Origin of the sequence: Paraburkholderia sp. USG1, from assembly GCF_031570135.1 — a bacterium.
GTDB lineage: Bacteria > Pseudomonadota > Gammaproteobacteria > Burkholderiales > Burkholderiaceae > Paraburkholderia > Paraburkholderia dioscoreae.
Genome location: NZ_JAMWXW010000042.1, coordinates 1 through 15,132, shown reverse-complemented (window position 1 = coordinate 15,132; position 15,132 = coordinate 1). Strand labels below are relative to the sequence as shown.

Below are 15,132 nucleotides of genomic sequence, written 5' to 3'. Positions count from 1 at the left end.
CTGTTACATAAGTGCCGCATCGCAACATTTCCTTACTTCTGCCGCGCGGTCGATTTGCTAACGTGTCATTCATGCGCTGCGGTTCTGCACCGGAGCCGCTCAGTTCGCTGCCGTCCGGCACTATTGCAACAACAGAAGCACGAGGGATTCATGGATACGCATCTGATGATCGGCGTGGCCGTCATGATTGGATTGATCGGAATTGCCGCGTCGCGCGATCTGCTGCGCCGCCTGCGCGAGCAGCAGCCGCAACTGGTGCCGGTCAAGGTCGAGCGCCCGGATTTGCAGGCACAACGGCGCGATCGTTGAGTTTCGTGGGGGTGGCTGTTTAGCGGGCGGGCTGTTGCGCGGCCTGTTGCGTCTTCGGGCGCGCGCCGGTTTATCCAGGTTGGTGGCTCGCGTTCCGCGCTTATCCTCAGTTCACCGCGGCGATCAAACCCGGTTCGTCATTGAGCGTGCGGTCCACTTCGCGGCTCACTTTGTGCCAGCGAAAGCGCGCGGCGGCTAAACCCGCACTGCGCGCCAACTGCTCGAGTTCGTCGAGCGGCAACGCCGGGTCCAGCCAGCGGCGCGCAGCGTCCGGCGCGAATGCCAGCGGACGGCGACCGTGCACGTCTACGAGACCCGCGTCCGCAGTGGCCGTCACGATCACCATTCCCATACCTTCCGTTTGCGCCCCGGTGCCGCGTACGCTCGATAGCGCCGCCAGGTACATGGGGGCGTCGCTTTTCAGGTGCACGAAGTAGGGCTGGCGCACCGAGGACTCGTCTGCTTTGTCTTTGCTCTCCGCAATGCTGGCCACGGGCGAGGTTTCCACGCGCCATTCGAACCAGCCGTCCGCGGGTACCAAGACCCGTCCGGTTTTCCACAGCTCCTTGAAGTAGCGCCCGTTCGGCGCGGCGTCGGCGCGCGCGTTGACGGTCTGCGGCAGATGCTGTTCGCGTGCCCAGTCCGGGCAATACCCCCAGTGGATCGCGCGCATCGTCTGATCCGGGTAGACCGCGAGCGGGTGCGTGCCGGGAGCGAGGTTGTAGCCGGGACGCCGGTCAGCGGCATCGAAGAGCATCAGCGGATCGGCAAGGCCGAGGCGCTCGGCGTAGAGATGCGGATCGCGGTACTGGCTGATTCGACCACACATGAGCAACCTCCGGAGACGACCGGCGCGGGTTTCGACAGCCGCGGCCGGATGGCGGCGGTTCGACGACTTCACCAGCGTAGCGCCTGGCGTGCGGACTCGCTACCCAGATCGGCCCGGAGTCGGGCGACCTGGGCGACCTGGGCGACCGACGCGGCTCAAGTGGCTCAAGTGGCCCGAGTGGCTCAAGTGGCTCAAGTGGCTCAAGTGGCTCAAGTGGCTCAAGTGGCTCAAGTGGCTCAAGTGGCTCAAGTGGCCCGAGTGGCCCGAGTGGCCCGAGTGGCCCGAGTGGCCCGAGTGGCCCGAGTGGCCCGAGTGGCCCGAGTGGCTCAAACGGGCTCAAACGGGCTCAAACGGCCCGAGCGCCTCAAGTGACCCAACCGATCCAGGCGACTCAAGCCACCTCCCAATTTCCCGCTAGATCTCGACAACCTTATCCCACGCAAACAACGGATTCTCCAGCAGCCCTGTGCGCCGGTCGAGATAGCCGCGCGGATTGCAGACCACGCGCGTGCCGTTCACGCTGTAGTCGAACGGCGTATGCGTATGCCCATGAATCCACAACGCGACCGGCGGTCCCACGAGGTCCGGCAAATGATTGACAAAGCCCGCCGACACGAGGTCTTCCGCATAGCGCTCGGCAAGACTCAACCGGTGCGGCGCGTGATGCGTGACGACGATCGTTTTGCCGCCGAACGGTTTGACGAGTTCGCTTTCCAGCCAGGCGTGCGCTTGCCGGTGCAGCGCGAGCGAGTCGTCGGGAGTGAAGTCGCGCGTTGCGTCGTGAGTGTCGTGCGGCCAGTTCATCTGGATCAGGCCGCGAAAATCGAGCATGGCCCGGCGCGAAGCCTCGATCGACCCGGCGAGCGTATCCGTGTCGTTTCCATATAACGCGAAGTCGGTCCACAAGGTCGTGCCGAGCACCCGCCACCGGCCTTGCGGGTCGACCAGCGCGGCGTTGTTCAGCACATGCACGTTGTCGACCTGCGCGGCCGCGTCGTGAAGCGCGGCTTCGAGCGCACTGAACTCGCCGTCGTAGTACTCGTGATTGCCGGGCACGTAGACCACCGGCACGGCGCCGTCGAAAGTCTGAGCGGCCCAGCGCGGTCCGGCCGCGTGATTGTGAATGTCGCCCGCCAGCACGATCAGATCCGCCTGCGCATGCGGAATCAGTTCGGGCTCGTCATTCTCCAGATGCAGATCGGACAGCACTCGAATCTTCACGACCACGACTCCTGCAAGGGGCTCCGCAAGGGAACGCGAAGCTTCAGACGCTAGCGTAGCACCTTGCCCGGATTCATCAGGTTCAGCGGATCGAGCGCGCGTTTGACGGCGCGCATCAACTGCACCTCGACGTCCTGCTTGTAGTGCATAGCCTCGTCGATTTTCAACTGGCCGAGCCCGTGTTCCGCGCTAATGCTGCCGCGATGCCGATGCACGCTGTCGTAGACGATCTGATTGATCGCGCCTTGGTACTGTTCGAGGAACGCCTTTGCGTCGACGCCCTCGGGCGCCTGCACGTTGTAGTGCAGATTGCCGTCGCCGAGATGGCCGAACGTCACCATGCGCGCGCCGGGCACAGCCTGCGCGATTGCCGCGTCGGTTTCCTCGATGAAATGGCCGATGCGCGAGATCGGCACCGCGATATCGTGCTTGATGTTCAGGCCTTCTTCGGCCTGGGCGAGCGGAATGTGTTCGCGCAGATTCCAGAACGCCCGCGACTGGCCCAGATTTTCCGCGACCACGGCGTCCTGCACCAGGCCGTCTTCGAGCGCCGTTTCCATCAGACGCTCGAACAGTTCGCGCGCGTGCTCCTCGCTTTCGCTGTCCGACAGTTCGAGCAGCACGACCTGCGCGTACGGCTCGGCGAACGGATAACGCATCTGCTCGAAGTGCCGGCCGACCAGACGCAGGCAAAAATCCGACATCAATTCGAAACCGGTCAGCAGCGGCCCGGCGACGCGCTGCGTGAGCGACAGAAAATCGAGCGCGGCGTGCGGCGACGCGAGTGCGGCGAGCGCCGTGACGCGCGCGGCCGGTTGCGGATGCAACTTGAGCACGGCGGCGGTGATGATGCCGAGCGTGCCTTCCGCGCCGATAAAGAGGTCGCGCAGATCGTAGCCGGTATTGTCCTTGCGCAGTCCGCGCAGGCCGTCCCACAGTTCGCCTTGCGGCGTGACCACTTCGAGGCCGAGGCACAGCTCGCGCGTGTTGCCGTAGCGCAGCACACCGGTGCCGCCCGCATTGGTGGCGAGATTGCCGCCGATCGTGCAACTGCCTTCGGCAGCGAGGCTCAGCGGGAACAGACGGCCGGCCTCCTCGGCGTGCTTCTGCACTTCGGCGAGGATGACGCCGGCTTCCACGGTAATCGTATTGTTGTGCGGATCGATGTCACGCACCCGGTTCAGACGCCGCAAGCTGATGACTGCCTGTGCGCCGCTTGCGTCCGGCGTTGCGCCGCCGGCGAGACCCGTGTTGCCGCCTTGCGGGACCAGCGCGATGCGATGCTCGACGGCGAGCTTCACGAGCGCCGCGACTTCGTCAGGCGTGGCCGGACAGAGCACCGCGCCCGCCGCGCCGGTGTAGCGGCGGCGCCAGTCGGTCAGGTAGGGGGCGGTGTCGTGCGGATCGGTCAGCACCTGCGTGGCGCCGATGGCCTCGCGGCAGGCAGCGAGAAAAGCGGTTTGGGTCATGTGGGTCGGTCAGCTTGTTCTGGCAAAAAATGTCGGGGCGTTGTGCGGACGGCTGTGTTGGCTCGGTCAGGTGGTCGTGTTGGCCTGTTTTGCAGCTTGTCTTGCGGCCCGTTTCGCCGCGCGTTTGAACGGCGCGACGTAAGCCAGCGCGCAGACGAAAAACACCGCGGAGAGCGTGGCTTCCAGCCAGCCGAGACCGGCGCTCAGCCCGCGGTCGCTCCAGCCCCGCACAACGCCTTCGGCGAAGTACAGCAGGATCAGCATCGACGCCCATTGCAGCGTATAAAGCCGCTGCCGCCACACGCCCGGCAGCGCGAGCAGCAGCGGCAAGGCCTTGAGCACGAGCGCCGAGCCGCCGGGGCGCAGCGGCGCGAGCCGCCACTCCCACGCGACGCACAGGGCGATCAGCACAGCCAGTGCAGTGGTCGCGCCGAGCGCGGCGGCGCGATTTCGCTGCACAGAGGTAGCGTTTGGGCGCAGCGGCCCATGCGTTGAGACGTCTGCGGCCGGTTGTTGGGCGTCCGGCTTGTTCACGGCCTTTCGCTCATGGATGCCGCCGTGCGTGCGACACGTGCGCCGAGCGCGATGGCGAGCGTCTTCTCGTCTGCGGAGATGCCGTGTTCGGCTCTGCCCGCGCGCGCGAAATGCGACGCACCATAAGGTGTGCCGCCGGTTTGCGTGGTGCTCAGCGCGCTCTCAGTGTACGGAATGCCGACAATCAGCATGCCGTGATGCAGAAGCGGCAGCATCATGGAGAGCAGCGTGGATTCCTGGCCGCCGTGCAGGCTGCCGGTGGACGTGAACACGCAGGCTGGCTTGCCGGCAAGGGCGCCGGACAGCCACTGCGGCGTGGTGCCGTCGAGAAAGTATTTGAGCGACGCGGCCATGTTGCCGAAGCGGGTAGGCGAACCGAGCGCGAGACCGGCGCATTCTTCGAGATCGCGCAGTTCGACGTAGGGCGGCCCTTCGGCGGGAATATCGGGCTGGGTCGCTTCACAGACGGTGGATACCGGCGGCACGGTGCGCACACGCGCCTGCATGCCGGGGATGCTGTCGACGCCGTGCGCGACCGCCAGCGCAAGCTCGCGCGTGGCGCCGTGACGGCTGTAATAGAGCACGAGAATGTCTTTCATAGGCCTCATCGGTGAACGGGTATTATAGGGGCTGGGTCCGCTCGATAGGCCACCCATAGCCGTTCGGCCAGGTCTTGCGCGCGGTCCCGAAACATTGCTACAGGAAGCCAGGGAGGTGGGTTTGTTGTCCAGGGTGCGTTTCGATCTCGATACGCTCAAACGGCTCGCGCAATTTGCCGCGCAGCGCAGCAGCGAAGACCGCATTCCGCAGGTGGCCGGCAGCCTCACGTTCACCACCATGCTCTCGCTCGTGCCGCTCGCCACGGTCGCGTTCGCGTTGTTCACCGCGTTTCCGATCTTTGCTTCGTTCCAGATGTCGCTGCAGATTTTTCTTGCCGACCATCTGATGCCCGCGCAGCTCAACAGTCAGATCTTCAATTATCTGAATCAGTTTGCTTCGAAGGCGAAGGGCCTGACGACCATCGGTATGATTTTTCTGTTCGTCACCGCCGTGATGACGATGATGACGGTGGAGTCCGCCTTCAACGTGATCTGGCGCGTGCGCAAGGCGCGGCCGATCGCGCAGCGCATTCTGGTGTATTGGGCGATCATCACGCTCGGCCCGATTCTGATCGGCGTGAGCCTGTCGATTTCATCGTACCTGTTCACGCAATCCATGACCTTCACGGCGGCCCAGCGCATGACGCCGGTGATCGAGTGGGCGCTCGCCGGCGCCGCGCTGCCGCTGACCGCGGTCGCCTTCACGATTCTCTACGTCTATCTGCCGAATTGCCGCGTGGAATGGCGCGACGCGGTGATCGGCGGCGTGACCGCCGCGGTCGCTTTCGAGCTCGCGAAGCGCGGCTTCGGCTATTACGTGCGGCGCATTCCAACCTACACCGCGGTGTACGGCGCATTCGCGGCCGTGCCGCTGTTTCTGCTATGGATGTACCTGTGCTGGTTCATCACGCTCGCGGGCGCGATGATCGCTTCGGCGTTGCCGGCCATACGCATCGGCCAGTTTCACCGGCCCACCTTCGAGGGCAGCAATCTGTTCGACTCGCTCGAACTGCTCGCGCGGCTCTCGGAAGCGCGCGACGCGGGCAAGCGCGGTTACACCGTGCCGGAACTCTCGCGCATGCTTCGCCGCGATATGGGCACCACGATCAACCTGCTGGAGAAGCTCGAGGAGATCGAGTGGATCGCGCGTTTGCAGGAGAACGGGGCGCGTCCGCATTTCCTGCTGCTCGCGAATCCGGCGCAGATCACGGTCGAACGCCTGTTCGGCCTGTTCGTGATCGACCGCGCGGAGCTCGGGTATCAACTCGAACTGGCGTCCACCCGTGTGGATGGTGAAATGCTGCTGGCGGCGCTGGAGAACGACAAGCTGAAAGTGACGCTCGCCGCGTTGCTGACCGCACGCGCAGCCGCCCGTGCCGCGCAGGCCGCAGAGAACGAATCCGGCACGTCTTCCATGCCGCATCAGGCGGCTTGAAGCCGGTTTCAAGCCGCTCCACGCAGCCTCGATGCCGCCCGCATGCGGCTCCTTGACGCGCGCCTCGATGCCGCGTGAAGCTGCGGAAGTTCGGGCCTGGATACGGCGATGACGTCAACGCCTCGCTACAACGAAATCTTGCCGACGCAGATGTCCTTGAACATCACCCAGTCGCCCATCAGGCTGTAAAGCGGATGCCGGAAGGTAGCCGGCCGGTTCTTCTCGAAGAAGAAATGCCCGACCCAGGCAAAGCCGTATCCGCAGATCACGGCAGCGGGCAGCCATAGCCAGTCGCCCGTGGCGAGCGCCATCGCGAGACAGCCGATCACGCCGAGCGACCCCACGAAATGCAGCCGCCGCGAGACGGTGTTGCGATGCTCGTTCAGATAATACGGATAGAACTCCGCGAAACTCGCAAAGTGATCGGTGTGTGTGGTTTGAGCCATCACGGCCTCCGGATTGCTACGCTTCCCTATTTTCCGGCGTGCGCCGGCATGCTGGACGCACGCACTCGAAACAGGACAGGCTTGACCCATTGTGCGGCTATCGTGCCACGCACGCAACCTGGCCATTCGGCCGATGGCGCGGCGCTCCCGACGCAGCTATCGTGATGGCTCGCAACCTTCATCGAGCTTCGTGAGGTGTTCAGGAAGCGAAGCTGAAGAGGGCGTCGAGCGTGGCGTCGGGTTGCTCGGTCATCAACGCGTGGCCGGCTTCGAGCGTGACCGTATCGACCGGTACGCCTGCCTGCGCGAGCGTGTCGGCGAGCGCCCTGGCTGCGCGCGGCGGCGTCATCGCGTCGCGCCGGCCTACGATCAGGCGCGCGGCGCAGCGCACCTGTGCGGCGCGGGCCGGCCCGTCCGCGTAGGTATTGCAGGCGGTGAAATCGGTGTGGAACAGGTGTGGCTCGCCGCGTGCCGACACACGTTCCATCAGCCGCTGGTTCATGCCGTGCAGCCAGAAGCCGGGGCCGGGACAGGAAGGCTTGGCGGCGATGGTGGAATGCGACCACTGGTTGACCATGCCGATCGCTTCGGGTTCGCGGTTGAGGGCGGCGTCGAGCAACGCGTCGGAAACGTCCATCGGCATTGCCGTGGCGAGCAGGGCGAGGTGCGTCGCCCGCTCCGGATAGCGGCCGGCGAAGTCGAGCGCGATCAGCGAGCCCATGCTGTGGCCGGCTATGAACGCGCGTTGCACGCCCGCGGCGTCGAGCAGCGCGGCCAGCCAGTCGGCGAGCGCCGGGATAGTGGTGAGCGCCGGGCCGCTGCTGCGGCAGTGGCCGGGCAGATCCACGGCCAGCACGCCGAAGCCGTGATGCGCGAAGTAACGGGTCTGCAGCGCCCATACGCTGTGGTCATGCTCGGCGCCGTGGATGAATACGGCGGTCGGCAGGCTAGCGTCGAACGCTTTGCCGCCGGTGTACGCAAAGGCGGGCTTGCCTTGAACGGTGAGGATCATGCGGACTCCGGGCGGGGTTGGGCGGCACTGCCGGACGCGCCGCCGTGCAGTGCGCTCGAACTGCCCGCTTTCTGTGCGGCCTTTAGCGCGCGCTTGAGGTCGTCGATCAGATCGTCGGGATCTTCGAGGCCGATCGAGAGGCGGATCGTGCCTTCGGCGATACCGGCCGCGGCGAGTGCGGCGGTGTCCATGCGAAAGTGCGTGGTCGATGCGGGATGGATCACGAGCGAGCGCGCGTCGCCCACGTTTGCGAGATGCGAGAACAGCGAGAGCGCCTCGATAAAGCTGCGTCCGGCCGCGCGGTCGCCGCGCAGATTGAAGCTGAACACGGCGCCGGCGCCGCGCGGCAGCAGCCGCTTCGCGAGCGCGTGGTCGGGGTGCGTCGGCAGTTCCGGATAGGCGACGGCCTCGACCGCGGCGTGACCGGCGAGGAAATCGACCACCCGGCGCGTGTTGGCAACGTGCCGTTCCATTCGCAACGGCAGTGTCTCGATACCTTGCAGCAGTTGCCATGCGGCTTGCGGATGCAGGCATGCGCCGAAGTCGCGCAGGCCCTCGCGGCGCGCTCGCAGCAGAAACGGCGCGACGGTGCTCTCCTCGGTGAACACCATGCCGTGAAAGCCGTCGTAAGGTTCGGTGAATTCGGGGAAGCGCCCCGAGGCTTCGAAGTCGAACGTGCCGCCGTCCACCAGCACGCCGCCGATCGTCGTGCCGTGGCCACCGAGGAATTTGGTGGCCGAGTGATAGACGAAGTCCGCTCCGTGCTCGAACGGTTTGAGCAGATAAGGCGTGGTGAAGGTCGAGTCGACCAGCAGCGGCACGCGGTGCTCATGCGCGATCTGCGCGACGGCGGCGATATCGAGTACGTCGAGCCCCGGATTGCCGAGAGTCTCGCCGAACAGCAGCCGCGTGTTTGGGCGCAGCGCGGCGCGCCACGCGCCGAGGTCGCCGGGTTTGACGAAAGTCGTCTCGATGCCGAAGCGCCGCAACGTGTAGTGCAGCAGATTGTGCGAGCCGCCGTACAGCGCGCTGGAGGCGACGATATGCGAGCCCGCGCCCATCAGCGTGGCGATGGCCAGATGCAGAGCCGCCTGGCCGCTCGCCGTGCCGATCGCGCCCGCGCCGTTTTCCAGGGCGGCTACGCGTTCCTCGAATACGGCCACGGTCGGGTTCGAGATGCGCGAATAAACGTGACCGGCGCGCTCCATATTGAAGAGCGCCGCGGCGTGGTCCGAATCGCGGAACGAAAACGAGGTAGTCTGATAGATCGGCGTGGCGCGCGCGCCGGTGGTCGGGTCGGGAGCAGCGCCGGCGTGCAGCGCAAGCGTGTCGAAACGGTTCGCGGACATGCTGGGCGGCGGGGCCACGGACGGCCTCGCGAAAGGTGAAAGTGGCGGCCATCCTATCACCGGCATGCAGCGCTTCAAGCGCGGTTTTCCCGATGCGCATGGGCGCGAGGCCCCGGGTGCGAACATTCGTGCACCCGGCACGCCTTGGTGGGCGGGCGGCTTTCCTTTTACGGGTCTTTCCGCTAGGATCGAAAGTCATTGATGTATTACGAGCTTAGCGGCATTACGGGAGACAGATCATGCGAGTCAGCGACATCCTCAAAGTCAAAGGCAACACCCTTTTCACGGTTACGCCGGATACCACGCTGCACGACGCAGTCAATACCATGGCGGAGCACGACATCGGCTCGCTGGTGGTGATGGAATACGGCGACCTCGTCGGCATGCTGACTTTTCGCGAAATTATTTTGACGCTGAGCAAGAACGGCGGCAGCGTCGGCACGTCCACCATCCGCAAGGTCATGGACGATCATCCGCTCACCTGCACGCCCGAAACGGACGTGAACGAAGTTCGCCGCATGATGCTCGAACACCACGTGCGTTATCTGCCGGTGCTGGAAAGCCGCACGCTGATGGGCGTGATCTCGTTCTACGACGTCGCCAAGGCAGTGGTCGAAGAGCAGGGCTTCGAAAACCGCATGCTCAAGGCCTATATCCGCGACTGGCCGGAAGAACAGCAGGAACAGCAACCGGCGCGCTAATGCGCGGCGACTCACTGCGACGCTTCAGCCGTTGTCGTGAGCGCGAAGAGGCGGTCAAGGCGCGCGCGAAAGCGTGCGCTTTTTTTGTGTCCGGCGCCGGGTTCGGCTTCCGTTCAGCTTTGCACCTGGATGCGGCCTTCCGGCTGACTCGACGCCAAGGCTGGTGCGAGCCCGCGTGATCGGCTTGCAGGGCGCCAGTGCCATGTGTGCCGCCCGGTGAGCCGCCCACGCGCAGCTGCGCGCAGGGTGCTTTCTTCATCGTTGCTCTTTGGCTTGCTTCCGGAACTTCATGAGCGATCGTCCGTTACCCGCTGCCCGCCGCGCCGCCCGCCAACGCGACGCGCACGAATCCCAGTTCCGGTTGCTCGGCCAGCGCCGTTTCGCGCCGTTTTTCTGGACGCAGTTCCTCGGCGCGATGAACGACAACGTCTTCAAGATCGGCTTCACGTCGCTCGTCACCTATCAGGCGGCGCGTTTTTCCGGCGTCGATCCGAAAACGGCGGCGTTCCTGATTTCAGCCATCTTCATTCTGCCGTTCGTGCTTTTTTCGGCCACCGCCGGGCAGATTGCCGACAAGTACGACAAGGCGATGCTCACGCGTCTGGTCAAGAGCTTCGAAATCGTCGTGATGCTGATCGGCGGCGCGGGTTTCTGGCTGCATAGCGCGCCGCTTCTGTACTTGTGCACATTTCTGATGGGCGTCCATTCAACCGTGTTCGGCCCGGTCAAATACTCGTACCTGCCGCAGCATCTGTCGACGTCGGAGCTCGTCGGCGGCAACGGCATGGTCGAAATGGGCACTTTCGTGGCGATCCTGGTCGGCACGATCGTCGGCGGCGTGAGCGCGGGTTTCGTCGAACACGGCGCGATTGTGCTGGCCGGCGCCTGCGTTGCGATTGCGCTGGTGGGGCGCGTGGTGTCGGGCTTCGTGCCGCTCACGCCGGCGCCGCAAGCGGATTTGCGCATCAACTGGAATCCGGTCAGCGAGACGTGGCGCAACCTGAAACTGGCGCGCGAAAACCGGACCGTGTTCCTGAGTCTGCTGGGAATATCCTGGCTGTGGTTCGTCGGCGCGATCTTCCTGTCGTCGTTTTTCAGCTTTGCGAAAGACGTGCTGTCCGCCGACCCGGATGTCGTGACCGTGCTGCTCGGCACCTTCTCGGTCGGCATCGGCCTGGGTTCGCTGATGTGCGAAAAGCTCTCGAAGCGGCGCATCGAAATCGGCCTCGTGCCGCTCGGCTCGATCGGCATGAGCGTGTTCGCGATCGATCTGTTTTTCGCGAGCCATGCGTTGCCGCCCGCGGGGCCTCTGCTGAGCGTAGGCGAATTCATCGTGCGGCCCGCCCACTGGCGCGTGCTGGCTGATCTGTTCCTGCTCGCCATGTTCGGCGGCTTCTATAGCGTACCGCTGTACGCCCTGATCCAGAGCCGCAGCCAGCCGAGCCACCGGGCGCGGATCATCGCGGCGAACAACATTCTGAACTCGCTGTTCATGATCGTTTCGTCGCTGATGGCCGTGGCCCTGACCGCGGCAGGCTTCGGCATTCCGGCGATTTTTCTCGTCACGGCGCTGCTGAACATCGTGGTGGCGACCTACATTTATTCGCTCGTGCCGGAATTTCTGCTGCGCTTTATCGCGTGGGTGCTGGTGCACACGTTTTACCGGATTCGCCTCGTGCATGCCGAGCGGATTCCGGAGGAGGGCGCGGCCGTGCTCGTGTGCAACCACGTGAGTCTTGTGGACGCGATCGTCATCATGGCCGAGAGTCCGCGCCCGATCCGTTTCGTGATGGACCATCAGATATTCAGGACGCCGTTCGCCGGCTGGGTGTTCCGTCACGCAAAAGCAATTCCGATCGCACCGGCGCATCAGGACGCGCAGTTGCTGACGTGCGCCTACGAGCGCTGCGCGCAGGCGCTTGCCGAGGGCGATCTGGTGTGCATCTTTCCGGAAGGCAAACTCACCAGAACCGGCGAGATGAATCCGTTCCGTCATGGCGTGACCGAGATCATCAAGCGTACGCCGGCGCCGGTCATTCCTATGGCGTTGCGCGGGTTGTGGGGCAGCGTATTTTCGCGGGCGGGCGACGCGCGCTGGCTGCGGCCTATCCAGAAGGGTGTCATGAGCCGACTGACGCTGGCGGTGGGTGAGCCGATCGATCCGGCGCAGGCGACGCCGGAGAAACTGCAGCAACTTGTCACCGAATTGCGCGGCGCGCGGAAGTAGCGTGGTCGGACCTTTCTGGCCGGCGGCGGTATGTGTATCGGCGAACTGGGGTATGGCGGCGGGAACCGGCCGCGCGTGCGCCCCTGGCCAATCGGGCAGAACCGCCGTACGACGCGGTCCGGTCGCCACGGGGCTGGCATAATAGCGCTTTCCCCGCATTTCTTTGGACGACGCCCATGTCCGGCAACACGCTCGGTACGCTTTTCACTGTCACGACCTTCGGCGAATCGCACGGTCCCGCTATCGGCTGCGTGATCGACGGCTGCCCGCCGGGCCTGGCGCTCAACGAAGCCGACATCCAGCTGGAACTCGACCGCCGCAAGCCCGGCACGTCGCGCCATGTCACGCAGCGTCAGGAAGAAGACAAGGTCGAGATCCTGGCGGGCGTGTTCGAAGGTCAGACCACCGGCGCGCCGATCGCGCTCCTGATCCGCAACACGGACCAGCGCAGCAAGGACTACGGCAACATTGCCGACACGTTCCGCCCGGGCCACGCCGACTACACCTACTGGCAGAAGTACGGCATTCGCGACTATCGCGGCGGCGGCCGTTCGTCGGCCCGTCTCACGGCGCCGACGGTGGCCGCGGGCGCGGTTGCGAAGAAGTGGCTGCGCGAGAAATTCGGCACGGAAATTCGCGGCTATATGGCCGCGCTCGGTGAGATCGACGTGCCGTTCGTCGACTGGGCGCACGTGCGCGAAAACCCGTTCTTCGTGCCCAACGAGCAGATCGTGCCGCAACTGGAAGCGTATATGGACGCGCTGCGCAAGGAGGGCGACTCGATCGGCGCGCGCATCAACATCGTGGCGTCCGGCGTGCCGGTCGGCCTCGGCGAGCCGCTGTTCGACCGCCTCGACGCGGACATTGCGCATGCCATGATGGGCATCAACGCGGTGAAGGGCGTCGAAATCGGCGCGGGCTTCGCGAGCGTCGCGCAACGTGGTTCGGTGCACGGCGACGAATTGACGCCGGAGGGCTTCGTCGGCAATCACGCGGGCGGTGTGCTCGGCGGTATTTCGACCGGGCAGGACATCACGGTGTCGATCGCGATCAAGCCGACTTCTAGCATTCGTACGCCGCGCCGCTCCATCGACAAGGCGGGGCAACCGGCTGTCGTCGAAACATTCGGGCGGCATGACCCGTGCGTCGGCATTCGCGCCACGCCGATCGCTGAATCGATGCTCGCGCTGGTGCTGATCGACCACGCGCTGCGCCATCGCGCGCAATGCGGCGACGTGTCCGTCAGCACGCCGAAGATCGCGGCGAGCGCGCCTTAACGAGCCTGCGTCAAGCGCATCTGTATTCGTCTACGCGAGCAGTGTCGTCTCTCATGACTGATTTCGGCGCCGAGCCGGCAGCAAGCCGCCTCGCGGATCTGCGCGCGCGTGCCGCCGCACCCCATGCCACCGCTGCCGACTGCCTGGCGTTCGGCCAGACGCTGTTGCAACACGCGGGGCGCGACAAGGCGAGCCAACGTGAGGCGCTTGTTGCGCTGGTGCGTGCATACCAACTCGATCCATTCTGCGAACCCACGCTGTTGCATACGATCGCGCAAACGGCCTTCGTGTTGCGCGACTGGGCGCTGGTCGACTCCGCCACCGGGCTGCTGCTCTCGCACCATGCCGAAGATGCCAATGCGCTGATCTGGCGCGCGGCGGCCGTGCAGCAACGCGACGACTTCGCCAGCGCCGAGGCGCTGTTGCGCGAAGCCGTGCGCGTCGTGCCCGGCAATCCGGTGGCGCTGCACAAGTTGGCGTTGTGCGTCAAGGAACAGGCGCGGTTTGCTGAGGCCGAGGCGTTGCTCCGGCAAGTCCTGGTGCTCTCGCCGGAGAATGCCCATGCGTTGTTCGATCTGTCGGAACTCGAAATTCGCAGCGGACGTTTCGCCGAGGGCTGGGCGCATTACGAATCGCGCGTCGCGTTTGCCGGCGGCGAACTGAATAATGCGCAACAGGCGCTCGCCGCGATCAGTGCGCCCTGGCAGGGTGAGTCGCTTGCCGGCAGGACGCTAGTGGTCTATGGCGAGCAAGGCAATGGCGATTGCCTCTGGGCAGTGCGCTTTTTGCCGATGCTGGCCGAGCGGGCGCGGCGCGAGGGCGGCCGGGTGATTTTCGGTCACGACGGGCCGTTGCGCCATCTGTTCGAACGGATGCTGCCCGCTGATCTTCCACTCGAGACGAGTCTGGAGACACGCCCTGATTTTCACTGCGGGCTGGTGAGCCTGCCGCTGCGGCTCGGCATTTTCGACGCAACGGGGTGGGGCGCTCCGTACTTGAGCGCTGATCCAACGCTCAGGCAGACATGGCGCGAGCGAGTCGATGTGCACACGGCCGGCAAACTCGGCAAATGCGGCAATCGAAAGGTCGGGCTGGTGTGGAACGGCAATCCGGACCACATCCGCGACATGCGGCGGTCGGTGCCCGTCGGGCAAATCGAACCGCTGCTGAACGTAGCTGGCGTGAGCTATTTTGCTTTGTCGCCGGGACGCGCAGAGACGGTCGCGCAGTGGCGTGCCAAGGGTTTCGACATCGTCGATCTTACGCATCATTTTCAGTCCGGCTTCGACGATGTCGCGGCGTTGCTGGCGAATCTGGATCTCGTGGTCACGATCGATAGCGGGCCCGCGCATCTGGCGGGGGCGCTCGGCGTACCGACCTGTCTGATGATCGATCACGTTTCCGCGTGGTTCTGGGGCGACGGATCCCCAGTGACGGCCTGGTACGATTCGATCGAACTGGTTCGACAGCCGCGCGTCGGCGACTGGGCGCCGGTCGTGGCGAAAGTGCGGGAGCGGATTGAAGCGGTGGGGCGGAGTTGAAGCAGGTTGCCTTCACAGCGCGGGCATTCAGTCGCCGGCGCTGCGAAGGGAGGTGACGCGTGCGGAAGTTACATGTTCGGGTAGTTCGGACCACCGCCGCCCTCAGGCGTGACCCAGACGATGTTCTGCGTCGGATCCTTGATATCGCACGTCTTGCAGTGCACGCAGTTCTGCGCGTTGATC

At 65.0% G+C, this 15,132-nt stretch carries 15 protein-coding genes; 6 read left to right on the top strand and 9 right to left on the bottom strand.

From position 1 onward, the window contains the following. Positions 1-150: 150 nt before the first annotated feature. Positions 151-309, top strand: coding sequence for a hypothetical protein (locus NE850_RS35475; protein ID WP_007181091.1), 159 nt, complete (start codon positions 151-153; stop codon positions 307-309). A 106-nt stretch (positions 310-415) separates the two neighbouring features. Here the strand turns inward: NE850_RS35475 and NE850_RS35470 are convergent, their stop codons facing one another. The 5 genes from NE850_RS35470 to wrbA form a co-directional block, all read right to left on the bottom strand. Then, positions 416-1,138: an SOS response-associated peptidase gene (locus NE850_RS35470; protein ID WP_310700092.1), complete on the bottom strand. Its 723-nt coding sequence runs from the start codon at positions 1,136-1,138 to the stop codon at positions 416-418. Positions 1,139-1,552: 414 nt separating this feature from the next. Next, a complete protein-coding gene (locus NE850_RS35465; protein ID WP_165186679.1) occupies positions 1,553-2,359 on the bottom strand; it encodes a metallophosphoesterase in 807 nt (268 codons plus the stop codon). 50 nt (positions 2,360-2,409) lie between these two features. Then, positions 2,410-3,828: an FAD-binding oxidoreductase gene (locus tag NE850_RS35460; RefSeq protein WP_165186677.1), complete on the bottom strand. Its 1,419-nt coding sequence runs from the start codon at positions 3,826-3,828 to the stop codon at positions 2,410-2,412. A gap of 66 nt (positions 3,829-3,894) precedes the next feature. Beyond that, positions 3,895-4,362 (bottom strand): DUF2069 domain-containing protein, encoded by a 468-nt coding sequence (locus NE850_RS35455; RefSeq protein ID WP_165186674.1) that lies wholly within the window; start codon positions 4,360-4,362, stop codon positions 3,895-3,897. Continuing rightward, entirely contained in the window at positions 4,359-4,961 is a 603-nt protein-coding gene (wrbA, locus tag NE850_RS35450) for an NAD(P)H:quinone oxidoreductase (protein WP_165186672.1), read from the bottom strand. The genes NE850_RS35455 and wrbA overlap by 4 nt, the downstream gene beginning before the upstream one ends. Before the next feature lie 121 nt (positions 4,962-5,082). Between wrbA and NE850_RS35445 the strand changes: the two genes are divergently transcribed. Next, positions 5,083-6,396 (top strand): YihY family inner membrane protein, encoded by a 1,314-nt coding sequence (locus tag NE850_RS35445; protein WP_197740253.1) that lies wholly within the window; start codon positions 5,083-5,085, stop codon positions 6,394-6,396. 125 nt (positions 6,397-6,521) lie between these two features. On the opposite strand, the gene NE850_RS35440 is transcribed toward NE850_RS35445, so the two are convergent. The 3 genes from NE850_RS35440 to NE850_RS35430 all read right to left on the bottom strand — a co-directional run bounded on the left by NE850_RS35440 (position 6,522) and on the right by NE850_RS35430 (position 9,203). Continuing rightward, positions 6,522-6,842: an Mpo1-like protein gene (locus tag NE850_RS35440; protein WP_165186669.1), complete on the bottom strand. Its 321-nt coding sequence runs from the start codon at positions 6,840-6,842 to the stop codon at positions 6,522-6,524. A gap of 199 nt (positions 6,843-7,041) precedes the next feature. Then, positions 7,042-7,854, bottom strand: a complete 813-nt coding sequence (locus tag NE850_RS35435) for an alpha/beta fold hydrolase (RefSeq protein WP_007181100.1) — start codon at positions 7,852-7,854, stop codon at positions 7,042-7,044. Further along, complete coding sequence (locus tag NE850_RS35430) at positions 7,851-9,203, bottom strand: O-acetylhomoserine aminocarboxypropyltransferase (RefSeq protein ID WP_035517978.1); 1,353 nt, start codon at positions 9,201-9,203, stop codon at positions 7,851-7,853. Before NE850_RS35430 ends, NE850_RS35435 begins: the two co-directional genes overlap by 4 nt. A gap of 239 nt (positions 9,204-9,442) precedes the next feature. On the opposite strand from NE850_RS35430, the gene NE850_RS35425 reads away from it, so the two are divergent. The 4 genes from NE850_RS35425 (at position 9,443) to NE850_RS35410 (ending at position 14,949) form a co-directional block, all read left to right on the top strand. Further along, on the top strand, positions 9,443-9,904 hold the full coding sequence (locus NE850_RS35425; RefSeq protein ID WP_007181102.1) for a CBS domain-containing protein: 462 nt from the start codon (positions 9,443-9,445) through the stop codon (positions 9,902-9,904). Positions 9,905-10,193: 289 nt separating this feature from the next. Next, entirely contained in the window at positions 10,194-12,131 is a 1,938-nt protein-coding gene (locus NE850_RS35420) for an MFS transporter (protein WP_165186664.1), read from the top strand. 176 nt (positions 12,132-12,307) lie between these two features. Next, positions 12,308-13,408, top strand: a complete 1,101-nt coding sequence (aroC, locus tag NE850_RS35415; protein WP_165186661.1) for a chorismate synthase — start codon at positions 12,308-12,310, stop codon at positions 13,406-13,408. Positions 13,409-13,461: 53 nt separating this feature from the next. Next, a complete protein-coding gene (locus tag NE850_RS35410; protein WP_007181105.1) occupies positions 13,462-14,949 on the top strand; it encodes an ADP-heptose--LPS heptosyltransferase in 1,488 nt (495 codons plus the stop codon). A gap of 68 nt (positions 14,950-15,017) precedes the next feature. Here the strand turns inward: NE850_RS35410 and NE850_RS35405 are convergent. Continuing rightward, a partial coding sequence (locus NE850_RS35405) for a 4Fe-4S dicluster domain-containing protein (protein WP_148092860.1) occupies positions 15,018-15,132 on the bottom strand: 115 nt, incomplete at its 5' end.

What these genes read in the sequence shown, in the direction of transcription:
- NE850_RS35440 (WP_165186669.1), bottom strand. Translation starts at nt 6,842, where the DNA reads ATGGCTCAAACCACACACACCGATCACTTTGCGAGTTTCGCGGAGTTC.
- NE850_RS35425 (WP_007181102.1), top strand. Translation starts at nt 9,443, where the DNA reads ATGCGAGTCAGCGACATCCTCAAAGTCAAAGGCAACACCCTTTTCACG.
- NE850_RS35430 (WP_035517978.1), bottom strand. Translation starts at nt 9,203, where the DNA reads ATGTCCGCGAACCGTTTCGACACGCTTGCGCTGCACGCCGGCGCTGCT.
- NE850_RS35435 (WP_007181100.1), bottom strand. Translation starts at nt 7,854, where the DNA reads ATGATCCTCACCGTTCAAGGCAAGCCCGCCTTTGCGTACACCGGCGGC.
- aroC (WP_165186661.1), top strand. Translation starts at nt 12,308, where the DNA reads ATGTCCGGCAACACGCTCGGTACGCTTTTCACTGTCACGACCTTCGGC.
- NE850_RS35410 (WP_007181105.1), top strand. Translation starts at nt 13,462, where the DNA reads ATGACTGATTTCGGCGCCGAGCCGGCAGCAAGCCGCCTCGCGGATCTG.
- NE850_RS35475 (WP_007181091.1), top strand. Translation starts at nt 151, where the DNA reads ATGGATACGCATCTGATGATCGGCGTGGCCGTCATGATTGGATTGATC.
- NE850_RS35460 (WP_165186677.1), bottom strand. Translation starts at nt 3,828, where the DNA reads ATGACCCAAACCGCTTTTCTCGCTGCCTGCCGCGAGGCCATCGGCGCC.
- NE850_RS35420 (WP_165186664.1), top strand. Translation starts at nt 10,194, where the DNA reads ATGAGCGATCGTCCGTTACCCGCTGCCCGCCGCGCCGCCCGCCAACGC.
- NE850_RS35470 (WP_310700092.1), bottom strand. Translation starts at nt 1,138, where the DNA reads ATGTGTGGTCGAATCAGCCAGTACCGCGATCCGCATCTCTACGCCGAG.
- wrbA (WP_165186672.1), bottom strand. Translation starts at nt 4,961, where the DNA reads ATGAAAGACATTCTCGTGCTCTATTACAGCCGTCACGGCGCCACGCGC.